The 18,320-nt window shown below is 25.7% G+C and carries 15 protein-coding genes; 7 read left to right on the top strand and 8 right to left on the bottom strand.

All coding sequences use genetic code 11. The annotated features are described in order from the left end of the window. The first annotated feature begins 46 nt into the window (after positions 1 to 46). From H0H44_RS02610 to H0H44_RS02585, 6 genes are all read left to right on the top strand, one after another. A complete protein-coding gene (locus H0H44_RS02610; RefSeq protein ID WP_185871573.1) occupies positions 47 to 1,180 on the top strand; it encodes a 3-oxoacyl-ACP synthase III family protein in 1,134 nt (377 codons plus the stop codon). After that, positions 1,149 to 1,403 (top strand): type B 50S ribosomal protein L31, encoded by a 255-nt coding sequence (locus H0H44_RS02605; protein WP_185871572.1) that lies wholly within the window; start codon positions 1,149 to 1,151, stop codon positions 1,401 to 1,403. Before H0H44_RS02610 ends, H0H44_RS02605 begins: the two co-directional genes overlap by 32 nt. Positions 1,404 to 1,415: 12 nt before the next feature. Beyond that, complete coding sequence (locus H0H44_RS02600) at positions 1,416 to 2,606, top strand: putative sugar nucleotidyl transferase (RefSeq protein WP_185871571.1); 1,191 nt, start codon at positions 1,416 to 1,418, stop codon at positions 2,604 to 2,606. A 37-nt stretch (positions 2,607 to 2,643) separates the two neighbouring features. After that, positions 2,644 to 4,950, top strand: a complete 2,307-nt coding sequence (gene metE, locus H0H44_RS02595) for a 5-methyltetrahydropteroyltriglutamate--homocysteine S-methyltransferase (RefSeq protein WP_185871570.1) — start codon at positions 2,644 to 2,646, stop codon at positions 4,948 to 4,950. Positions 4,951 to 5,032: 82 nt separating this feature from the next. Then, entirely contained in the window at positions 5,033 to 5,476 is a 444-nt protein-coding gene (locus H0H44_RS02590) for a SufE family protein (protein ID WP_185871950.1), read from the top strand. After that, positions 5,463 to 6,848, top strand: a complete 1,386-nt coding sequence (locus tag H0H44_RS02585; RefSeq protein ID WP_238786124.1) for an aldehyde dehydrogenase family protein — start codon at positions 5,463 to 5,465, stop codon at positions 6,846 to 6,848. Before H0H44_RS02590 ends, H0H44_RS02585 begins: the two co-directional genes overlap by 14 nt. Here H0H44_RS02585 and rpoN read toward each other — a convergent pair. The 6 genes from rpoN to H0H44_RS02555 form a co-directional block, all read right to left on the bottom strand. Next, on the bottom strand, positions 6,843 to 8,291 hold the full coding sequence (gene rpoN / locus H0H44_RS02580) for an RNA polymerase factor sigma-54 (RefSeq protein WP_185871569.1): 1,449 nt from the start codon (positions 8,289 to 8,291) through the stop codon (positions 6,843 to 6,845). The genes H0H44_RS02585 and rpoN overlap by 6 nt on opposite strands. Positions 8,292 to 8,294: 3 nt before the next feature. Then, complete coding sequence (gene asnS, locus H0H44_RS02575) at positions 8,295 to 9,707, bottom strand: asparagine--tRNA ligase (protein WP_185871568.1); 1,413 nt, start codon at positions 9,705 to 9,707, stop codon at positions 8,295 to 8,297. Positions 9,708 to 9,709: 2 nt separating this feature from the next. Continuing rightward, on the bottom strand, positions 9,710 to 10,264 hold the full coding sequence (gene frr / locus H0H44_RS02570) for a ribosome recycling factor (RefSeq protein ID WP_185871567.1): 555 nt from the start codon (positions 10,262 to 10,264) through the stop codon (positions 9,710 to 9,712). A gap of 15 nt (positions 10,265 to 10,279) precedes the next feature. Continuing rightward, entirely contained in the window at positions 10,280 to 10,993 is a 714-nt protein-coding gene (gene pyrH / locus H0H44_RS02565) for a UMP kinase (RefSeq protein WP_185871566.1), read from the bottom strand. 43 nt (positions 10,994 to 11,036) lie between these two features. Next, positions 11,037 to 12,461, bottom strand: a complete 1,425-nt coding sequence (locus H0H44_RS02560) for a Glu/Leu/Phe/Val family dehydrogenase (RefSeq protein ID WP_185871565.1) — start codon at positions 12,459 to 12,461, stop codon at positions 11,037 to 11,039. Between the two features lie 112 nt (positions 12,462 to 12,573). Further along, positions 12,574 to 15,360, bottom strand: coding sequence for a class I tRNA ligase family protein (locus H0H44_RS02555; RefSeq protein ID WP_185871564.1), 2,787 nt, complete (start codon positions 15,358 to 15,360; stop codon positions 12,574 to 12,576). A gap of 145 nt (positions 15,361 to 15,505) precedes the next feature. Here H0H44_RS02555 and mgtE point away from each other — a divergent pair, with 145 nt between their 5' ends. Beyond that, complete coding sequence (mgtE, locus tag H0H44_RS02550) at positions 15,506 to 16,870, top strand: magnesium transporter (protein WP_185871563.1); 1,365 nt, start codon at positions 15,506 to 15,508, stop codon at positions 16,868 to 16,870. Here the strand turns inward: mgtE and H0H44_RS02545 are convergent. Together H0H44_RS02545 and H0H44_RS02540 are read right to left on the bottom strand one after the other, a co-directional pair. Next, a complete protein-coding gene (locus H0H44_RS02545; RefSeq protein ID WP_185871562.1) occupies positions 16,863 to 17,867 on the bottom strand; it encodes an RluA family pseudouridine synthase in 1,005 nt (334 codons plus the stop codon). The genes mgtE and H0H44_RS02545 overlap by 8 nt on opposite strands. After that, on the bottom strand, positions 17,867 to 18,320 hold a 454-nt coding region (locus tag H0H44_RS02540; protein ID WP_185871561.1), incomplete at its 5' end, for a hypothetical protein. The genes H0H44_RS02545 and H0H44_RS02540, both read right to left, overlap by 1 nt.

Raw genomic sequence — 18,320 nt, 5'->3', positions numbered from 1 at the left:
TTATTTTCTTTACTTTGAAATCACTAAACTTTTATCTATTAGAAAAATGATTCGATCAATCATTACAGGAACAGGACATTATTTACCTAAAAAGATTATAAAAAAAAATCATTTTTTGAGACAAACATTTTACGATAATAAAGGATTAAAAATAAAAAAATCTAATGAAGAAATTATTAATAAATTTCAAGAAATAACAGAAATAAAAGAAAGAAGATATATAGATAAAGGATTATTTAACTCTGATATTGCTGCTGTTGCAGCAGAAAGAGCCTTGATAAACTCTAAAATTTACAAAGAAAAAATAGATTATATTATATCGGCTCATAATTATGGAGATATTCATCCTATTTCTTATCAATCTGATTTTATGCCTTCTATATCTGCTAAAATAAAAAATAAACTTCAGATAAAAAATAAAAAATGTAGACCATATGATATGATTTTTGGTTGTACAGGATGGATAGAAGGTATGATTCTCGCGGATCAGCTTTTACGAGCTAGATATGCTAAAAATATATTGATTACTAGTTCTGAAACTTTATCTAAAGTTATAGATCCCTATGATAGAGATGCAATGATTTTTTCTGATGGTGCAGGAGCTGCCGTATTATCTGCTATAGAATATTTAGAAGATGAAAAACATGGTATCATTCACTATGATACTCAATGTGAGAATAATGAAAAGTTGTATTATTTAACTAATGGACCTTCTTTAAACCCCAATTATAAAAAATCTTTACTTAATATTAGAATGAATGGAAGAAGAATTTATGAATATGCATTAACTGAAGTTCCAAATATGTTAAGAAGTATACTTGATCATGCTAATTTACATCTTAAGGATATTAATAAAATACTTATTCATCAAGCTAATGCTAAAATGGATTATGCTATTTTAAAAAGATTATTGAAATTATATAATTATACATCTTTAAATAAGGAATTTTTATCTAAAATTATGCCTATGACAATACAAAAATTTGGAAATTCTTCTGTAGCTACTGTTCCTACTTTATTAGATTTAATACTTAAAGGAAAAATTCCTCATCATAAAATTAATCCTGGAGATACAATTCTTATGGCTTCTTTGGGTGCGGGGATGAATATTAATGGAATGATTTATCGTTTTCCTAAAAAAAAAAAATATGAAAAAAAAAACACATCCAGAAAATTATAGACTTGTTGTTTTTAAAGATATAAATAATGAAAAAATGATTATTTGTAAATCAACAGTTAAAACAAAAGACTTTATTCATATAAATGGAAGTGATTATCCATTATACAAAATGGAAATATCTAGTTATTCACATCCATTTTTTACCGGAGAAAAAAGATTTTTAGGAAAAACAGGTCCAGCTGAAAAATTCAAGAAAAAATACGAAAAATATAAAAAATTGTAGAAATATATCCATATGAATTTTATATTATATGATGGAATAGAATGGAAAAAATTATTTCCTATAACACTTACTAGACCTGTATCAGAAATTAGATTGGGTTTATTTACAATAAAAGAAAGATGGGAAAGATATATAGGAAAAAATGTACATAATATCATTACACAACCATTTCTTTCAGAAAAATATTCAAAAAAAAAATCTTCATTCTTTATGAATGTATTATTGATTAATTCCTCATTTCTTCCTAATGAAGAGTTAATTCAAATTCTTTTTTCTTTAAAAGAAAATGAAACTATTTTTTTTGAAGAAAAAATGATTGCTATCAAAAAGAATTTTTTTTTAGAAAAAGAAGATATTATTTCTTTGTCTTTAAAAAAATGTAAAAAAACGTATCATGTAAAACGAGTAATTCATATTCAGTATCCATGGGATATATTTATAAATAATGAAATTGTGTTAAAAAAAGATTTTGTGTTTTTCACAAAAGGAAAAAAGTCTTTTTCTCTTTTGGGAAAGAATCACGTTATTTGTAAGGATAAAATTTTTTTGGAAGAAGATATAAAAGCAAATAATGTCGTATTAAATGCTGAATATGGTCCTATATATATTGAAAAAGGAGTGAATATTATGGAAGGCTCTGTAATTATAGGTCCAGTATCAATTGGAAAATACACAACATTGAATATAGGATCAAAAATATATGGTGGGACAACAATTGCTACTTTTTGTAAAGTAGGAGGAGAAATTTTTAATTCTGTAATTTTCTCTTATTCTAATAAGGTTCACGATGGTTTTTTAGGAAATTCCATATTAGGAGAATGGTGTAATTTAGGAGCCGGAACCAATGTTTCCAATTTAAGAAATGATTATAAAAAAGTAAAAGTTTGGAATTATGAAAAAAAAGATTTTTTCCAAACCAATCTACAATTTTTTGGTATAATAATGGGAGATCATTCTAAATCAGCAATAAATACTCAATTTAATACAGCTACCATCGTGGGTGTGAGTGATAGTATTTTTGGATATGGGTTTCCTTCCAGATACATTCCCTCTTTTTTTTTGGGAGGAATTCAAAGAAAAAAAAAAATTCCTTTCAATCAAGTTTGTGAAACTGCTGAGATCATGATGAGTAGAAGAAATGTAATTTTTTCTATAATAGAAAAAAAAATTTTAGAATATTTATATCAATTATTGGATATTTAGTTAATTTTTCTTTATCATATATTTTATTTAAATAATTATGTTGAAACACAATTTAGGATATCCCCGCATAGGAATACGAAGAGAATTAAAAAAAGCTTGTGAAGCTTATTGGTCAAATAAGATTGATTCTAATGTTTTGTTTGAAGTAGGAAAAAAAATAAGAGAAGAAAATTGGAACATGCAAGAGAAAGCAAATTTAGATTTGATTCCATGTAATGATTTTAGTTTTTATGATCATGTTTTAGATATGTCCTTATTATTAGGGGTTATCTCAAATTCTTATCTTTCTATTCCAATCACTCATGATAATAATAATATTGATCTATATTTTTCTATGGCTAGAGGATTTCAAAAAAATGAATGGGATATTCGAGCAATGGAAATGACTAAATGGTTTAATACTAATTATCACTATATTGTTCCAGAATTCGATAAAAATCAAAAATTTTCTATTTTCTCGAACAAAATTTTTGATGAATTAAAAGAATCAAAAAAAGTATTAAAATCAAAAAAAAAGATAAAACCTGTATTAATCGGACCTGTATCTTATTTATTTTTGGGAAAAGAAAAAGAAAAATCTTTTCATAAAATGGATTTAATAGAGGATCTTACTTCTATTTATATAAAAATTATCAAAAAATTAAAAGATCAAGGAGTTCATTGGATTCAATTAGATGAACCGATTTTAGTTTTGGATATGTCTGAAAAAGAAAAAAATGCTTTTAAAGCTGCTTATAAAAAAATATCTAAATTTTGTTCTGGAATCAATATTATGATAACATCTTATTTTGATGGTATATCAGAAAATATATGTCTTTTAAAAGATATATCTATACAGGCTTTACATATAGATTTAGTAGAAGACCCAAATCAATTGGAAAAATTGCTTAATTTTTTTTCAAGAGAGTCAGAAATGATTTTATCTTTGGGACTTATTGATGGAAGGAATATATGGAAAAATAATTATGAAAATTCTATTCAAAAGATTAAGAAATCAATAGAATATCTAGGGGAAGATAGAATTATGATAGCTCCTAATTGTTCTCTTTTGCATGTTCCTATAGACATAAGACATGAGAAATCTATTCATATGGATATCAAAAATAGAATGTCTTTTGCTAGACAAAAAATTGATGAATTAAATGATTTGGAAAAGATTTTAAAAGGAGACAAAAGTATTTTACTTAAAAATTCTTCTTTAATAAAAAAATCATCCTCTATTTTTCATAACAAAAGAATAAAGGAGAAAGTTATAAGAATAATAGATCAAGATATCAAAAGAAAAAATCATTTTCGTATTAGACAAAATAAACAGAAAAAAAAGTTTAATTTTCCTTTATTTCCGACTACTACTATAGGATCGTTTCCTCAAACAAAAGAAATACGGAGTTTTCGAAATAAATTGCGAAAAAAAGAATTGAGTCAGGATGAATATAATAAAAAAATTAAAAATCTTATTGTAGATGTTATAAAAAAGCAAGAAAAAATAGATTTAGATGTATTAGTTCATGGAGAATTTGAAAGAACTGATATGGTTGAATATTTTTCCGATAAATTAAAAGGAGTTCTTTCTACTGAAAATGGATGGGTTCAAAGTTATGGAAGCCGTTGTGTTAAACCTCCTGTTATTTATGGAGATGTTGATCGTATTAGTGGGGATATGACTGTTGAATGGATATGCTTTGCACAATCGAAAACAAAAAAATTTGTGAAAGGAATGCTTACAGGTCCTGTAACCATTTTACAATGGTCTTTTGTAAGAGATGATCAACCCATTTTTCATACTGCTTATCAAGTAGCTTTGGCAATACGAGAAGAAGTTTTATCCTTAGAAAAGTCTGGAATTCAAATTATTCAAATTGATGAACCTGCTATAAGAGAAGGACTACCTTTGAAAAAAAAGAATTGGAAATCTTACTTTAATTGGTCTATTAAGGCTTTTCGTCTTTCTTCATATGGAGTAAAAGATGAAACCCAAATACATACACATATGTGTTATAGTGAATTTAATGATATATTTGAACAGATTGCAGATCTGGATGCAGATGTTATCACTATGGAAACTTCTAGATCTAGAATGGAATTATTAGAAGCTTTTTCAATTTTTTCTTATCCAAATGAAATAGGACCAGGAGTATATGATATCCATTCTCCCAGAATTCCTTCTGTAGAAGAGATGTTTGATTTAATAAAAAAAGCTTCAAGAAAATTACCTATAAAAAATATTTGGATTAATCCAGATTGTGGATTAAAAACTAGAAAATGGGAAGAGGTATTAATGTCGCTTACTAACATGACAAAAGCAGCAAAAATGGCTAGATTGAAATTAATTAATCCTTCATAGAGGTTTCTCTTTTTTATGTATAAAAGATCAAGAAAAATAAAAAAAAAAGAAAAGTGTATATTTTTGTGATAAAAATTTGGAAATGACTTTGCATAAAAAAGAAGAAATAATAAAAAAGGAATTTCAATTCTTTAAAAGTTGGGAAGAAAAATACGAGTATCTAATAGATTTAGGAAAAAAATTATCTAAAAAATCTCCTAAATTTAGATCTGAAGATAAATTGATTCATGGGTGTCAGTCTGAAGTTTGGTTAGAGGCTAAACTTAATGGATTTCGTATTTTTTTCGAAGCGGATAGCGATGCCTTACTTCCTAAAGGAATGGCTGCTCTTATGATTCAAGTATATTCAGGTTTATTTCCTTATGAAATAATTTCTTCTCATGCTAATTTTATTTATGAGATAGGATTTCAAACATTTTTGTCTCCTATTAGAGCTAATGGAATGCTTTTATTTTTGAAAAAAATAAAATTTTATGCTGTAGCTTTCAATTCAAAAATTTCTGTTAGCTTGAATGACAGAATTTAAAAAAAATGAGATGTTTCAAACTATTAATCCTGTAAATAATAATATAATAAAAACTTATTATTATTTATCTGACAAAAATATTGATATTAAATTATATCAAGCTAAAAATGCATATAAAAAATGGAAAAATTATTCCTTCGAATCTAAAATCGAATGTTTAACAAAATTTTATTCTTCTATACAAAAATCTATAGATATTATAGCTTATTCCATAACCCAAGAAATGGGAAAACCCATTACTCAATCTTATTTAGAAGTCAATAAAAGTATCAATTTATGCGAATATTATTGCGAATTAAAAGAATCTATTTTTTTAAAAAAAATTGATACTGAATATAAAATTTCTTATGTAAAATTTGAATCTATGGGTCCTATATTAGGGATTGTACCTTGGAATTATCCTATATGGCAAACAATCAGATCTACAATCCCTAATCTGTTATTAGGGAATGTAATTTTAATCAAACCAGCTCTTAATACAACAGGTTGTTCTCTTATTTTAGAAAAAATATTTCTAGAATCAGGTTTTCCTAAAGGGATTTTTCAAATTTTATTAATAAACTTTAATCAGATAGAATCTGTTATTGCTCATCCCACAATACGAGGAGTTACTTTTACAGGAAGTGCTTTATCTGGAAGTATAGTAGGATCATTATCTGGAAAATATATTAAAAAATCTGTTTTAGAATTGGGAGGAAATGACGCTTTTGTAGTTATGAAAGATGTAAGAGATGTAAAAAAAATAGCAAAATTAGCTACAGAATCTAGATTAAATAATACAGGGCAAACATGTATTTCTGCAAAAAGATTTATTGTGGATAAAATTATTATAGATGATTTTGTAGATGCAGTTATACAAGAAATGAAAACATATCATAGAGGAAATTTATATGACGAATCAACTAAAATAGGCTATGTTTCACGTTATGATTTATCTGCTAAATTACATCAGCAATATAAAAATATTATATTAAATGGAGGAAAAATATGTTTAGAAATGATGAAAGATGGTAATTTTTTTTCTCCTTCCTTATTAAAAGTAGAAAATAATAATTGCGTAGTGAAAAAAGAAGAAATATTTGGCCCAATAGGAATAATTTTTTCTTTTTCTCAAGAAAAAATTATTCCTGATATTGTTAATAATACTCCATACGGACTTGGAGTTTCCATTTGGACAAAAGATTTAGAAAAAGCAGAAAAAATTTCAAAAGAAATAGATACGGGAATGGTTTTTATTAATGAAATTGTAAAATCAGATGTACGTTTTCCTTTTGGAGGAATTAAAAAATCAGGATATGGTAGAGAATTATCAGTATTATCTATAAAAGAATTTTCTAATTGGAAAACTGTGGTTATAAAAGATGAATTATAAATTTTTTCGCATTCTTGCAACAGGAATATGCATTTGATTTCTATATTTAGCAATAGTTCTTCTAGCTACTAAGTAACCTCTTTTTTTAAGTATTTGGGATAATTTTTCATCAGTAAAAGGTTTTTTTTTATTTTCTTTAGATATTGATTCGACTAGGAATTTTTTGATTTCAATAGAGGAGATCTCTTTTCCTTCTTGATTAATCATTTTTTCAGAAAAAAAACTTTTTATTAAAAAAGTACCATATGGTGTGTTAACATATTTGCTGTTAGCTACACGTGAAACCGTAGAAATTCCTACTCCAATTTTTTGAGAGATATTTTTTAAAATCATAGGTTTTATTTTAACTGGATCTCCAGTTAAGAAATATTCTTTTTGATAATCCATAATAGCATTCATTGTTAACATTAATGTATTCTGACGTTGTTTAATTGCATCTACAAACCATTTTGCTGAATCTATTTTTTGTTTCAAAAATATAATGGTATCTTCATTTTTTTTTATATACTTATCTGATTTACAAGATTTTAACATATCTAAATATAAGGGTGATACTCTTAGTTCCGGAATATTTCTTTGATTGAGAGAAAGTTCTAATTTTTCATCTAAAATGAAAATATTAAAATCCGGAATAATATGATCCAAATTTTTAGTATTATCAGAATAAATTTTTCCTGGTTTAGGGTTTAATTTTTTTATTTGATCAATAACTTGTCGTAGATTTTTTTTTTTTATTCCTAATTTTTTTTGCAATTTTTGATAATGTTTTTTTACAAAAGATTCAAAATGGTCTCGTATAATTTTTTTTGATAAAAAAATTTCTTGAGTCATTTTTTTTTTCTCTAATTGAATTAGCAAACATTCTTGTAGATTTCTAGATCCTACACCTATAGGATCTAATTTTTGTATATAATTCACAAGCAACCTTTCTATTTTTTTTGTAGAAACGGATATCCCAAGTATTAATAAAATATCATCTGCTATGGATGTAATTTTTCTTCTAATATAACCATCGTTATCTATATTTCCTAATATAAAATCAGAGATTAATAAATCTTTTTCACTTAAATGAAATGTGTGTAATTGATTTTTTAAATATTCTTGAAAAGAAATTCCAGAAATAATAGGAATATGTTTTTTTATACTATTATGATTATGATTTTGATTATTGATTTTCAAATCTTCAATTTCATCATCACTTAAGTATTCATCTATTTCAGATATATCCACATCCACAGATTGATTTTCTGTAAAATTGTTGTCATTTTTTAAATCTGAACATTCTTCTATTTCTTCTTCTAATTCCAGGGCTGGATTTTCTTCTAATTCTTGTTGAACTTTTTGTTCAAAATCTAAAGTGGATAATTGAACTAATTTCATTAATTTGATTTGTTGTGGAGAAAGTCTATGCTGACCTTTTTGCGATAGTTTTTGTTTTAACATTTTTTAAAATTCTGCATTATTTGGAGTTCTTGGGAATGGAATGACATCACGAATGTTGTTCATTCCTGTTATAAATTGAACTAAACGATCAAAACCCAACCCAAATCCACTATGAGGAACAGAACCAAAACGACGTGTATCTAAATACCACCAAAGTTTATTTTTATCAGTATTTGTATCTTTCATCCGTTGTAACAATATGTCATAACGTTCTTCTCTTTGAGATCCTCCAAGGATTTCCCCTATTCCAGGGAATAAAATATCCATAGCTCGAACAGTTTTTCCATCATTATTCATACGCATGTAAAAAGCTTTGATATTACAAGGATAATCAAACACAATTACAGGAATCTTAAAATACTTGTCTACCAAATATTGTTCATGCTCTGATTGTAAATCCATTCCCCAAATAATTGGATGTAAAAATTTTATATTTTTTTTCTTTTCTTCTTGATCAAGAAGTTTTATAACTTCTGTATAACTAATCTTCTTGAATGAAAATTTTAAAATGAGTTCTAATTTTTCTAAAAGAAAATTTTTTTTCTTTTGATTACCTTTATTATCCAAACATTGATTTAAAAAAACTAAATCTTCCATGCTATTTTCAATTATATATCTGATAATAAACTTTAGAAAAGTTTCAGCCAAATTTATGTTTTCTTCTAAATGATAAAAAGCAATTTCTGGTTCGATCATCCAAAATTCAGATAAATGTCGTGAAGTATTGGAATTTTCCGCTCTAAATACAGGGCCGAAAGTATACACTTTTCCTAGTCCTAAAGAAGCGCTTTCCGCTTCTAATTGTCCAGATACGCTTAGATATGTTTTACATTTAAAAAAATCTTTTTCATAATCTATTGGTTCTTTTTTCAAATCCATTGTTGTAATCTGAAACATTTTTCCGGTACCTTCACAATTTGAAGTTGTAATAATTGGAGTATGAAGATAAAAAAAACCATTTTCATGAAAATATTTATGTATGCAAAAAGCTATATTATGTCGAATTCGCATAATGCAACCAAAAATATTTGTTCGAAAACGTAAATGAGCTTGTTCTCTCAGTTTTTTTAGACTATGTTTTTTAGGTTGTAAGATAGATTTTTGAATAATTTTTGAATCTACTGATTCATATATAGTTATATCTAAAGATTGGAGTTCAATATATTGTTTTGTTCCAATACTTTTTTTGACTATTCCTATAACTCTAATAGAACTACCAATTGTTATTTTTTTTATAATCCTTTTATCCAATTTTTTGGGTAAAATAATTTGAATATTTTTAATTGTAGAACCATCATTTAAAATAATAAAAATAGAATAACGAAAAGAACGGATCCATCCTTCAACTAATACCTTTTTATTTATAAATAATGTTCCTTTATTTAGTAATTCTTTAATTGAATATTTTCTTACCATTTTTATATTCTCAATATTTCTTTTTCCTTATTAAGAAATAAATTTTCTACTTTTTTTATATATTCGCTTGTTATTTTTTGTATATGGTTTTCTCCTATTTTTGAAATATCTTCTGATATTTGAAGTTTTCTTATATGTTGGTTATTTTTCTTTCTTATTCTTCTGACAAGAATTTTGGCATGTTCTATTTGTAATTTTATTTTTTTCATCAAATTTTTTCGACTTTCTTCTGTGATTATAGGTAAATGAATATGAATGTAATCTCCTTTATTAGTTGGCGTGAAACCAAGATTAGCATTAATAATAGCTTTTTCTATATTTGAAATAATAGACCGATCCCAAGGATGAATAGAAATATTCATATTATCTATAATAGAAATATTTGCCACTTCTATAAGTGGAAAGAAAGTTTCGTAACATTTTATTTTTATTTTACTTAAAAAAGAAGATAGAGATTTACTACCTAATCTAATATGATGAATTTCTTTTTGCAGTTTTTCTAAAATTTTTTCCATATCTCTTTGACAAGAGGAAAAAATATTATTTAATTCATCCATAATCTTATTTTATTTTTATTTAGAAACTATAGTTCCTATTTTTTCTCCAGAAATCACTTTTTTAAAATTTCCTTTTCTATTAATATCAAAAATTATAATTGGTAAATCGTTTTCATTTCCTAAGATGAAAGCAGTTTGATCCATAACTTTAATTCCCATTTTATATGCCATATCAAAAGATATATTTTTAAGTTTTTTAGCATATTTATCTTGTTCCGGATCTTTTGTATAAATTCCATCTACTCTAGTTCCTTTTAATAATACATCAGCTTTTATCTCAATAGCACGTAAGACAGCAGCTGTATCTGTAGTAAAATAAGGATTTCCTAATCCAGCTACAAATATTACAACCCTTCCTTTTTCCAAATGTCGTATTGCTCTATCTTTTCCAAAAGGTTCTGCAATTTCATCCATTCTAATAGCTGTTTGAATATAGGTACATATTCCTACATTTTCTAAATAGGATTGAAAAGCTATACCGTTAATAATAGTAGCTAACATTCCCATATAATCTCCTTCAATACGATTAATAGTTTTTTTTTCCTTTATTCTAGGAAATCCTCTAAAGATATTCCCTCCGCCAATAACTATAGCAACTTGAGCCCCCATATCTACGACTTTTTTTACTTCTTCTGCGTATTGTTGAAGACGAGTAGAATGAAGTCCAAATTCGTTATCCCCCATAAGAGCTTCTCCACTTAATTTCAATAATGATCTTTTGTACTTCATGAAAGATATGTTTTTATCGTTTTTTTTAAAGGATAAAAGAATATTATGGAAAAATTCCTAATTTTTCATAAGAATCAATAATTTTATTGATTGCTAGAACAAATGCTGCTGTACGCATGTTGTCTATTTTTGATGATTTTTTTAAATCACGGATTTTATGAAATCCATTAATCATGGTGTCTTCTAAACCACTATGTATTAAATCAATTTCTCTTGGTCCTCTTAAAATACTTTTTTTTTCTTCTATTGTAATTTTTTTATTGGAAACCGTTTCTATAACTTGCAATAATCCAGCATTCATATTTTCTCTAAATTTTTTTTCCATACGTCCATAACGTACATGACTTAAATTTTTTAACCATTCAAAATAAGAAACAGTAACTCCTCCTGCATTTAAGTAAATGTCAGGAACAATAATTACTCCTTTTTTTTCCAATATATCATCAGCTTCAGGGGTAATAGGTCCATTTGCTGCTTCTCCAATAATTTTAGCTTTAATATAATTTGCATTATTTACATGTATTACATTTTCTAATGCCGCTGGAATTAAAATATCACATTCTAATTCTAAAGCCTTTTCTGTATTCTTTATATTTTTTGATTCTGGAAAATTTAGTATGGAACCAGTATTTTTTAAATGTAAAAAAACTTTGGATACATTTAATCCTTTTTCGTTATATATAGCCCCCTCTCTTTCTGCTACGGCTATTATAATGGCTCCTGCCTTGTGAAAAAAAGTAGCTGCATGATAACCAACATTTCCTAATCCTTGTATGATAATTTTTTTTCCAACTAATCCAACATCAAGGCCCACAGAAGACATATCTTCTTTAAGATGACATAATTCTCTTATACCATAAAATACTCCTAATCCTGTTGCTTCTTTTCTTCCTCTCACTCCTCCTTGAGAAACAGGTTTTCCAGTTACACAAGCTAATGCATCTACATCCCCAGAACGAAGAGATAAAAAAGTATCAAAAATCCAACTCATCTCTCTTTCTCCAGTTCCATAATCAGGAGCGGGAACATCTATACCCGGTCCAATAAAATTTTTTTTAATCAATTCAGAAGTATAACGGCGTGTTATTTTTTCTATATTTTCTGATGATATAGTTTGTGGATCAATTTTTATTCCACCTTTAGCTCCTCCAAAAGGAACATCAACTATAGCACATTTATAGGTCATTAAAGCAGCTAAAGTCATAACTTCATCTTGATTAACTTTCATGCTATATCGAATTCCTCCTTTGCAAGGAAGTTTATGATGAGAGTGTTGAACTCTATAGGCTTCAATTACTTTTATTTCTTTTCCTATTTTCACAGGAAAATGCATTCGATACACAGCATTGCAAGCTTTAATTTGTTCTAAAAGACCTTTCTTAATAGAAGAAATAAATCGTGTAGCTTTATCAAAATTTTTTTCTATACAATTAAAAAAACTATATGCACTGGTTTTATTTTTTGACATAAAAAAAGTTTTTATCTATAGAACGAAAGATAAATTAAGAAATGATAGATTGCACAAATCTACGTTTTATGTATAATAAAAATATTGTAAATTCATTTTGTATCGAAAAAATTTACTTTAATAAGATATTTATTATTTTTTTAGGTATTAAAATTAACTTTTGTAAAGTCTTTTTTTTCAAAAAAAATTTTGTTTTAGGATGATTTAAAATTTTACTTTTTATTTCTTTTATTGAAATAGTAGAATCAAACGTTTCTAAAAACTTTAATTTTCCATTAAACATAACCGGATATGTTATTTTTTTTTCTATTATATATTTTGAATTAAAAACTGGAAACTTATAAAAAATAATAGATTTTTTCTTCCCCAATTTATGCCATAATTCTTCAGATATATGAGGTGCAAATGGAGCTATCAATTTAACTAAAGGTTCCAATATTTTTCTTTTATTACATTTTAATGTAATCAATTGATTGGTGATAATCATCAATAAGCTAATAGAAGTATTCCAGGAAAAAGATTGCATTTTTCTTTCTATTTTTTTTATAGTACTGTGTAAAATTTGTAATTCTCGAATTGTTGGATTTTTTTCACTTATTTGAAAAGTTTTGTTTCTATGAAACAAACACCAAAATTTATTTATAAAATTTCTTATCCCATTTATTTTTTCTTCATTCCAAGGTTTAGATTGGTTAATAGGACCTAAAAACATTTCATAAACACGAAATATATCTGATCCATATTTTTCACAAATATCATCAGGATTTATGGTATTATATTTTGACTTTGACATTTTTTCTAACTTTCTTTTACAAAAAAAAACTCCTTTTTCTAAAATAAAAATAGAAGAATAAAATTCTGGTCTCCATTTTTTAAATCGATTAATATTTAGTTCATTATTATTTTGGATTAAAGAAAGATCCACATATATCTCTTGGAAGGAAAAATATGCATGTTTTTTATTTTTTAATCCATAAGACATAAAAATATTTTCTCCTATTACTTTAAGTATAATAGCAGAATAACTCAAAATCATCCCTTGATTTAATACCCTTTTAAAAGGTTCCTCTGTTGTTATCCACCCTCTATCCAACAAAAATTTGTTCCAAAATCTAGCATAAATTAAATGACCTGTACTATGTTCAGATCCACCAATATATAAATCAACATTTTTCCAATAATTCTCTTTTTTTTTATCAAGAAAACATTGATTGTTATTTACATCCATATATCTAAGATAATACCAACTTGATCCTGCCCAACTGGGCATTGTACTAGTTTCTATTGGAAATACATATTTATGATCAATGAGAATATTAGGTACAATCTTTTTATTTTTTTCATCCCAAGCCCAACTAGAAGCCCTACATAATGGAGAGTTTCCATTTTTAGGATGAAAATTATCTATTTTTGGAAGAATAATTGGTAATTTATCAATAGGAATTGTTTTGGGTATCTTATTTTTGAAATAAATAGGAATTGGTTCCCCCCAATATCTTTGTCTAGAAAAAACAGCATCACGGATATTATAAATAGTTTTAATTGACCCTATTTTATTATTTATTAAAATTTTTATGATTTTTTCTTTTGCTTTTTGACGATTTAGTCCATTTAAAAAATTAGAATTTATGAACTTTTCGTTGAAATCTAAAATTTTTATAATTTCTATACCAAACCTTTGGGAAAATTTTTTACTTTTATCTTCATATCCAGGTATTCCCATTATAGATTTAATTTGATTTTCTATAGTAAAAAAATTACTAATGTAAATGGGGATTTTTTTATTTTTAATAAAAGGATGGAAAATATAATTTCCTGTAAAGATACCAGAAATATTTTTTGTTTTTTTATCTATATAAAATTTTTTAGTAATATATTTCAAAACACTTTCATGATTTGAAAAAAAAGTACTTACTTTATCTGCAAGTGGATGATCTGGCGATAATACAACAAAAGTCATTCCAAATATCATTTCTGGATGAGTAGTAAATAATTCAATTTCGTGAAATTTACCAATAGGATAAACAATTTTTAATAAAATAGAAGTTATTATTGATTTTCCTATCCAATTTTTTTGTATTCTTTTTAAAGAAGGAGAACAATCAATAAGGTTTAACCCTTTTATAAGTCTTTCTGCATAAACACTGATTCTTATATGCCATTGTAACATTTTTTTTTTATAAACTGGATATCCTCCTCTTTCACTTTTTCCATTTTTTATTTCATCATTAGCTAATACTGTTCCTAGATCTGGACACCAATTCACTATATTCTTAGATAAGAAAGCCAGTCTGTAATCTAAAAGGATAGATTCTTTTTCAAGTGAATTTAGTTTTTTCCATGTTTTTGAATTGAATTTGTAACTTGATGTAGTACTTGCGTTAATAAAATGATTCCCGTTCTTATCAAATTCTCTGATTAAAAGATTTATAGGTTTAGCTTGTTCATTATCTTTATCATACCAAGAATTAAAAATATGAATAAACATCCATTGAGTCCAACGATAATAATGAGGATTACTAGTATATAGTTTTCTATCCCAATTAAAAGAAAGTCCGATTTTATTCATTTGTTTTTGATATCTATGTGAATTATCAATAATTGTATCACAAGGATGTTTACCTGTTTGTATAGCGTATTGTTCTGCAGGAAGACCAAAAGAATCAAATCCTATTGGATTTAGAATATTATATCCTTTTACTCGTTTATATCTAGCATAAACGTCTGAAGCTATATACCCTAAACAATGTCCTACATGAAGACCTGTTCCAGAAGGATAAGGAAACATATTCAATATATAATATTTTCTTTTTTTTTCATTTTCTGTTACATGAAATATGTTATGTTTTTTCCAATATATTTGCCATCGTTTTTCTATTTCACAAAAATTATATTCCATTTTTATTTTTTTTAAGACTAAACTAATACAATGATTTTATTACGTAATTTTAATTTTTTCTACAGAAAAAAATAATAATATATAGTTTGTTCGAATTATTCAAGAATAAATACTAAAAAAAAACTTTTTTACAAAAAAAAATAAAATGTTTAATGAGGATAAAGATTATTTAAATAACTATAAATTTCTAAATAGTCAAACTGTAAGTAGATTAATAAAAATTATCCATCAGAATCCTAACGATGTTGTAAAAATATTTAGTTTATTAAAATTATGTAAGGCAATTTCTATTTTTAAAGAATTAGATTTTTCTATAAAAAAAAAAATTATAAAAAATGTGTCTTCTATCAAGAAAATGGAATTATTAAGTAACCTATCAGTAGATGATCGTGATTATTTTTTAGAAAATTTACCCAGAAATATTTTAAAAGATTTAATAAAATATTTAAATACAGAAGATAAATATAAAACCCTAGTATCTCTAGGATATCCTAAAAGTAGTGTAGGTCGTTTAATGATACCATATTGTCTTGCTGTTAAAAAAACCTGGAGTGTACAAGAAGTTTTGGATTATATTCGTAAAGAAATAAAAAATAGTGATGTTATAGAAATTGTTTATATAGTAGATCAAGAAGGAAAATTAATAGATGATGTGAAAATACGAGAAATTCTGCTAGTAGATCCAAATACAAAAATATCTGATCTCATTAATAATGATGAATCTTATACTAAGAATGAAACTTTAAACATTACAGATACAGAGAAAGAAGCTACTAAAATATTTTCTATAAGTAATAGAATTTCACTTCCAGTTATAGATGATCAGAATTTTTTATTGGGAATAGTGACTGTAGACGATATTTTACGGGTCTTAAATGAAAATTATAGAGAAGATTTTCAAAAAATAGGAGGAATGGAAGTTTTAAATGAATCTTATTTAAATGTTCCTTTATACAAGCTTATTAAAAAAAGAGCTGGATGGTTAATTTTATTGTTTATAGGAGAGATGTTAACTACAACAGTCATGCAAAAATTTTCAAGTGTTATAGAAAAAGCTGTGGTTCTTGCATTGTTCATACCTTTGGTTGTTTCAAGTGGTGGAAACAGTGGATCTCAAGCTGCAAGTTTAATTATACAAGCAATGGCTTTAGGAGAGGTAAAGATAAAGGATTGGTGGATTGTGATGCGAAGAGAAATTATTTGTGGATTTTTCTTAGGAAGTATTCTAGGATTAACAGGTTTTATACGTGTGGTAGCTTGGCATAAAATCAATTTATTTAATTATGGTTCACATTGGATTTTAGTAGGAATTACGGTTTTTTTATCTTTGATAGGAGTAGTATTATGGGGAACATTAAGCGGTTCAATGTTACCTTTTGTAATTAAAAAATTAAGAGGAGACCCTGCCAGTTCTTCAGCTCCTTTTGTAGCTACGTTAGTAGATGTTGTTGGACTAATTATATATTTTTCCATATCTTATCTCCTTTTACATGGAACTTTATTTAATTAAAGGCTGTTCTACATTTTTGTAGAACAATTTTAAAATCTTCAGGAATTGGACAATAAAAATAAAATTTTTCATTTTTTGGATGAATAAAAGAAAGAGATATGGAATGTAAGGCTTGTCTTGGTAAAATTTTTAAACAAGTATTAAAAAATTCTATATTTTTTTTTGAACATTTTTTTTTCATAAAAATTTTATTTCCTCCATATATAGAGTCATGAAATAGTGGATGTCCTAGATATTTGAAATGAGCTCTTATTTGATGTGTTTTTCCTGTTTTTATATTACAAGAAATATATGTTAAATATTTGAATCTTTCAAGCACTTTGTAATGTGTAACAGAATATTTACCTTTGTATGATTCATTTTTTCTAAAAATAGTCATTCTTTTTCTATTTTTAGGATCTCTTCCGATAAATCCAGTTATAATTCCTTTTTCTTCGAGTAAATTTCCCCATATTAAAGCTCTATATTCCCTTTGAATTGTTTTTAAGTTAAACTGTTGAAATAAATATTTTTTTGAATATTCATTTTTAGCTATAATTAATAAACCTGATGTATCTTTATCTAGTCTATGAACTAAACCACTTCTATATAAATCAAACTCATCTAAGTTTGAGTTTTGAAAATGATATTTTAATCCATGAATTAACGTTCCTTTATAATTACCAAACCCAGGATGAACAACCATTCCTGCAGGTTTATTAACGATAAGAATATCTTCATCTTCATAAAGAATATTAAGATTTATTTTTTCTGGAATAATGTTTTTGTATTCCAAATTATCCAGTATAGGAATACTAGAATTCTCTATTTCTACAAAATCTAAAGGTTTTATTTTATAATTTTTTTTTACAATATATTGTTGATTAACAATAACTTTACCAAAAAAAATAAGTTTTTGAATTTGATTTCTACTCATGTTTTCTATATTTTTTCTCAAAAACTTATCAATGCGAATTTCTTGTTGATTTTTTTTGGCAATAATTTCAATTTTTTTCATCAAATTTGATTCTGTTTTTTGAAGTCTTTTTTCTCAGTTTGTTTTTTGAAGTCTTTTTTCTCAGTTTGTTTTTTGAAGTCTTTTTTCTCAGTTTGTTTTTTGAAGTCTTTTTTCTCAGTTTGTTTTTTGAAGTCTTTTTTCTCAGTTTGTTTTTTGAAGTCTTTTTTCTCAGTTTGTTTTTTGAAGTCTTTTTTCTCAGTTTGTTTTTTGAAGTCTTTTTTCTCAGTTTGTTTTTTGAAGTCTTTTTTCTCAGTTTGTTTTTTGAAGTCTTTTTTCTCAGTTTGTTTTTTGAAGTCTTTTTTCTCAGTTTGTTTTTTGAAGTCTTTTTTCTCAGTTTGTTTTTTGAAGTCTTTTTTCTCAGTTTGTTTTTTGAAGTCTTTTTTCTCAGTTTGTTTTTTGAAGTCTTTTTTCTCAGTTTGTTTTTTGAAGTCTTTTTTCTCAGTTTGTTTTTTG

Origin of the sequence: Blattabacterium cuenoti (genome assembly GCF_014252115.1) — a bacterium.
GTDB classification, from domain to species: Bacteria; Bacteroidota; Bacteroidia; order Flavobacteriales; family Blattabacteriaceae; genus Blattabacterium; species Blattabacterium cuenoti_AK.
This window is presented reverse-complemented; position numbering and strand designations above follow the sequence as displayed.

Excerpts from the sequence above, each read along its gene's own strand:
- H0H44_RS02560 (WP_185871565.1), bottom strand. The coding sequence starts at position 12,461 with ATGTCAAAAAATAAAACCAGTGCATATAGTTTTTTTAATTGTATAGAA.
- H0H44_RS02545 (WP_185871562.1), bottom strand. The coding sequence starts at position 17,867 with ATGAAAAAAATTGAAATTATTGCCAAAAAAAATCAACAAGAAATTCGC.
- frr (WP_185871567.1), bottom strand. The coding sequence starts at position 10,264 with ATGGATGAATTAAATAATATTTTTTCCTCTTGTCAAAGAGATATGGAA.
- H0H44_RS02610 (WP_185871573.1), top strand. The coding sequence starts at position 47 with ATGATTCGATCAATCATTACAGGAACAGGACATTATTTACCTAAAAAG.
- asnS (WP_185871568.1), bottom strand. The coding sequence starts at position 9,707 with ATGGTAAGAAAATATTCAATTAAAGAATTACTAAATAAAGGAACATTA.
- H0H44_RS02605 (WP_185871572.1), top strand. The coding sequence starts at position 1,149 with ATGAAAAAAAAAACACATCCAGAAAATTATAGACTTGTTGTTTTTAAA.
- H0H44_RS02600 (WP_185871571.1), top strand. The coding sequence starts at position 1,416 with ATGAATTTTATATTATATGATGGAATAGAATGGAAAAAATTATTTCCT.
- H0H44_RS02555 (WP_185871564.1), bottom strand. The coding sequence starts at position 15,360 with ATGGAATATAATTTTTGTGAAATAGAAAAACGATGGCAAATATATTGG.
- metE (WP_185871570.1), top strand. The coding sequence starts at position 2,644 with ATGTTGAAACACAATTTAGGATATCCCCGCATAGGAATACGAAGAGAA.
- H0H44_RS02590 (WP_185871950.1), top strand. The coding sequence starts at position 5,033 with ATGACTTTGCATAAAAAAGAAGAAATAATAAAAAAGGAATTTCAATTC.
- pyrH (WP_185871566.1), bottom strand. The coding sequence starts at position 10,993 with ATGAAGTACAAAAGATCATTATTGAAATTAAGTGGAGAAGCTCTTATG.
- mgtE (WP_185871563.1), top strand. The coding sequence starts at position 15,506 with ATGTTTAATGAGGATAAAGATTATTTAAATAACTATAAATTTCTAAAT.
- H0H44_RS02585 (WP_238786124.1), top strand. The coding sequence starts at position 5,463 with ATGACAGAATTTAAAAAAAATGAGATGTTTCAAACTATTAATCCTGTA.
- rpoN (WP_185871569.1), bottom strand. The coding sequence starts at position 8,291 with ATGTTAAAACAAAAACTATCGCAAAAAGGTCAGCATAGACTTTCTCCA.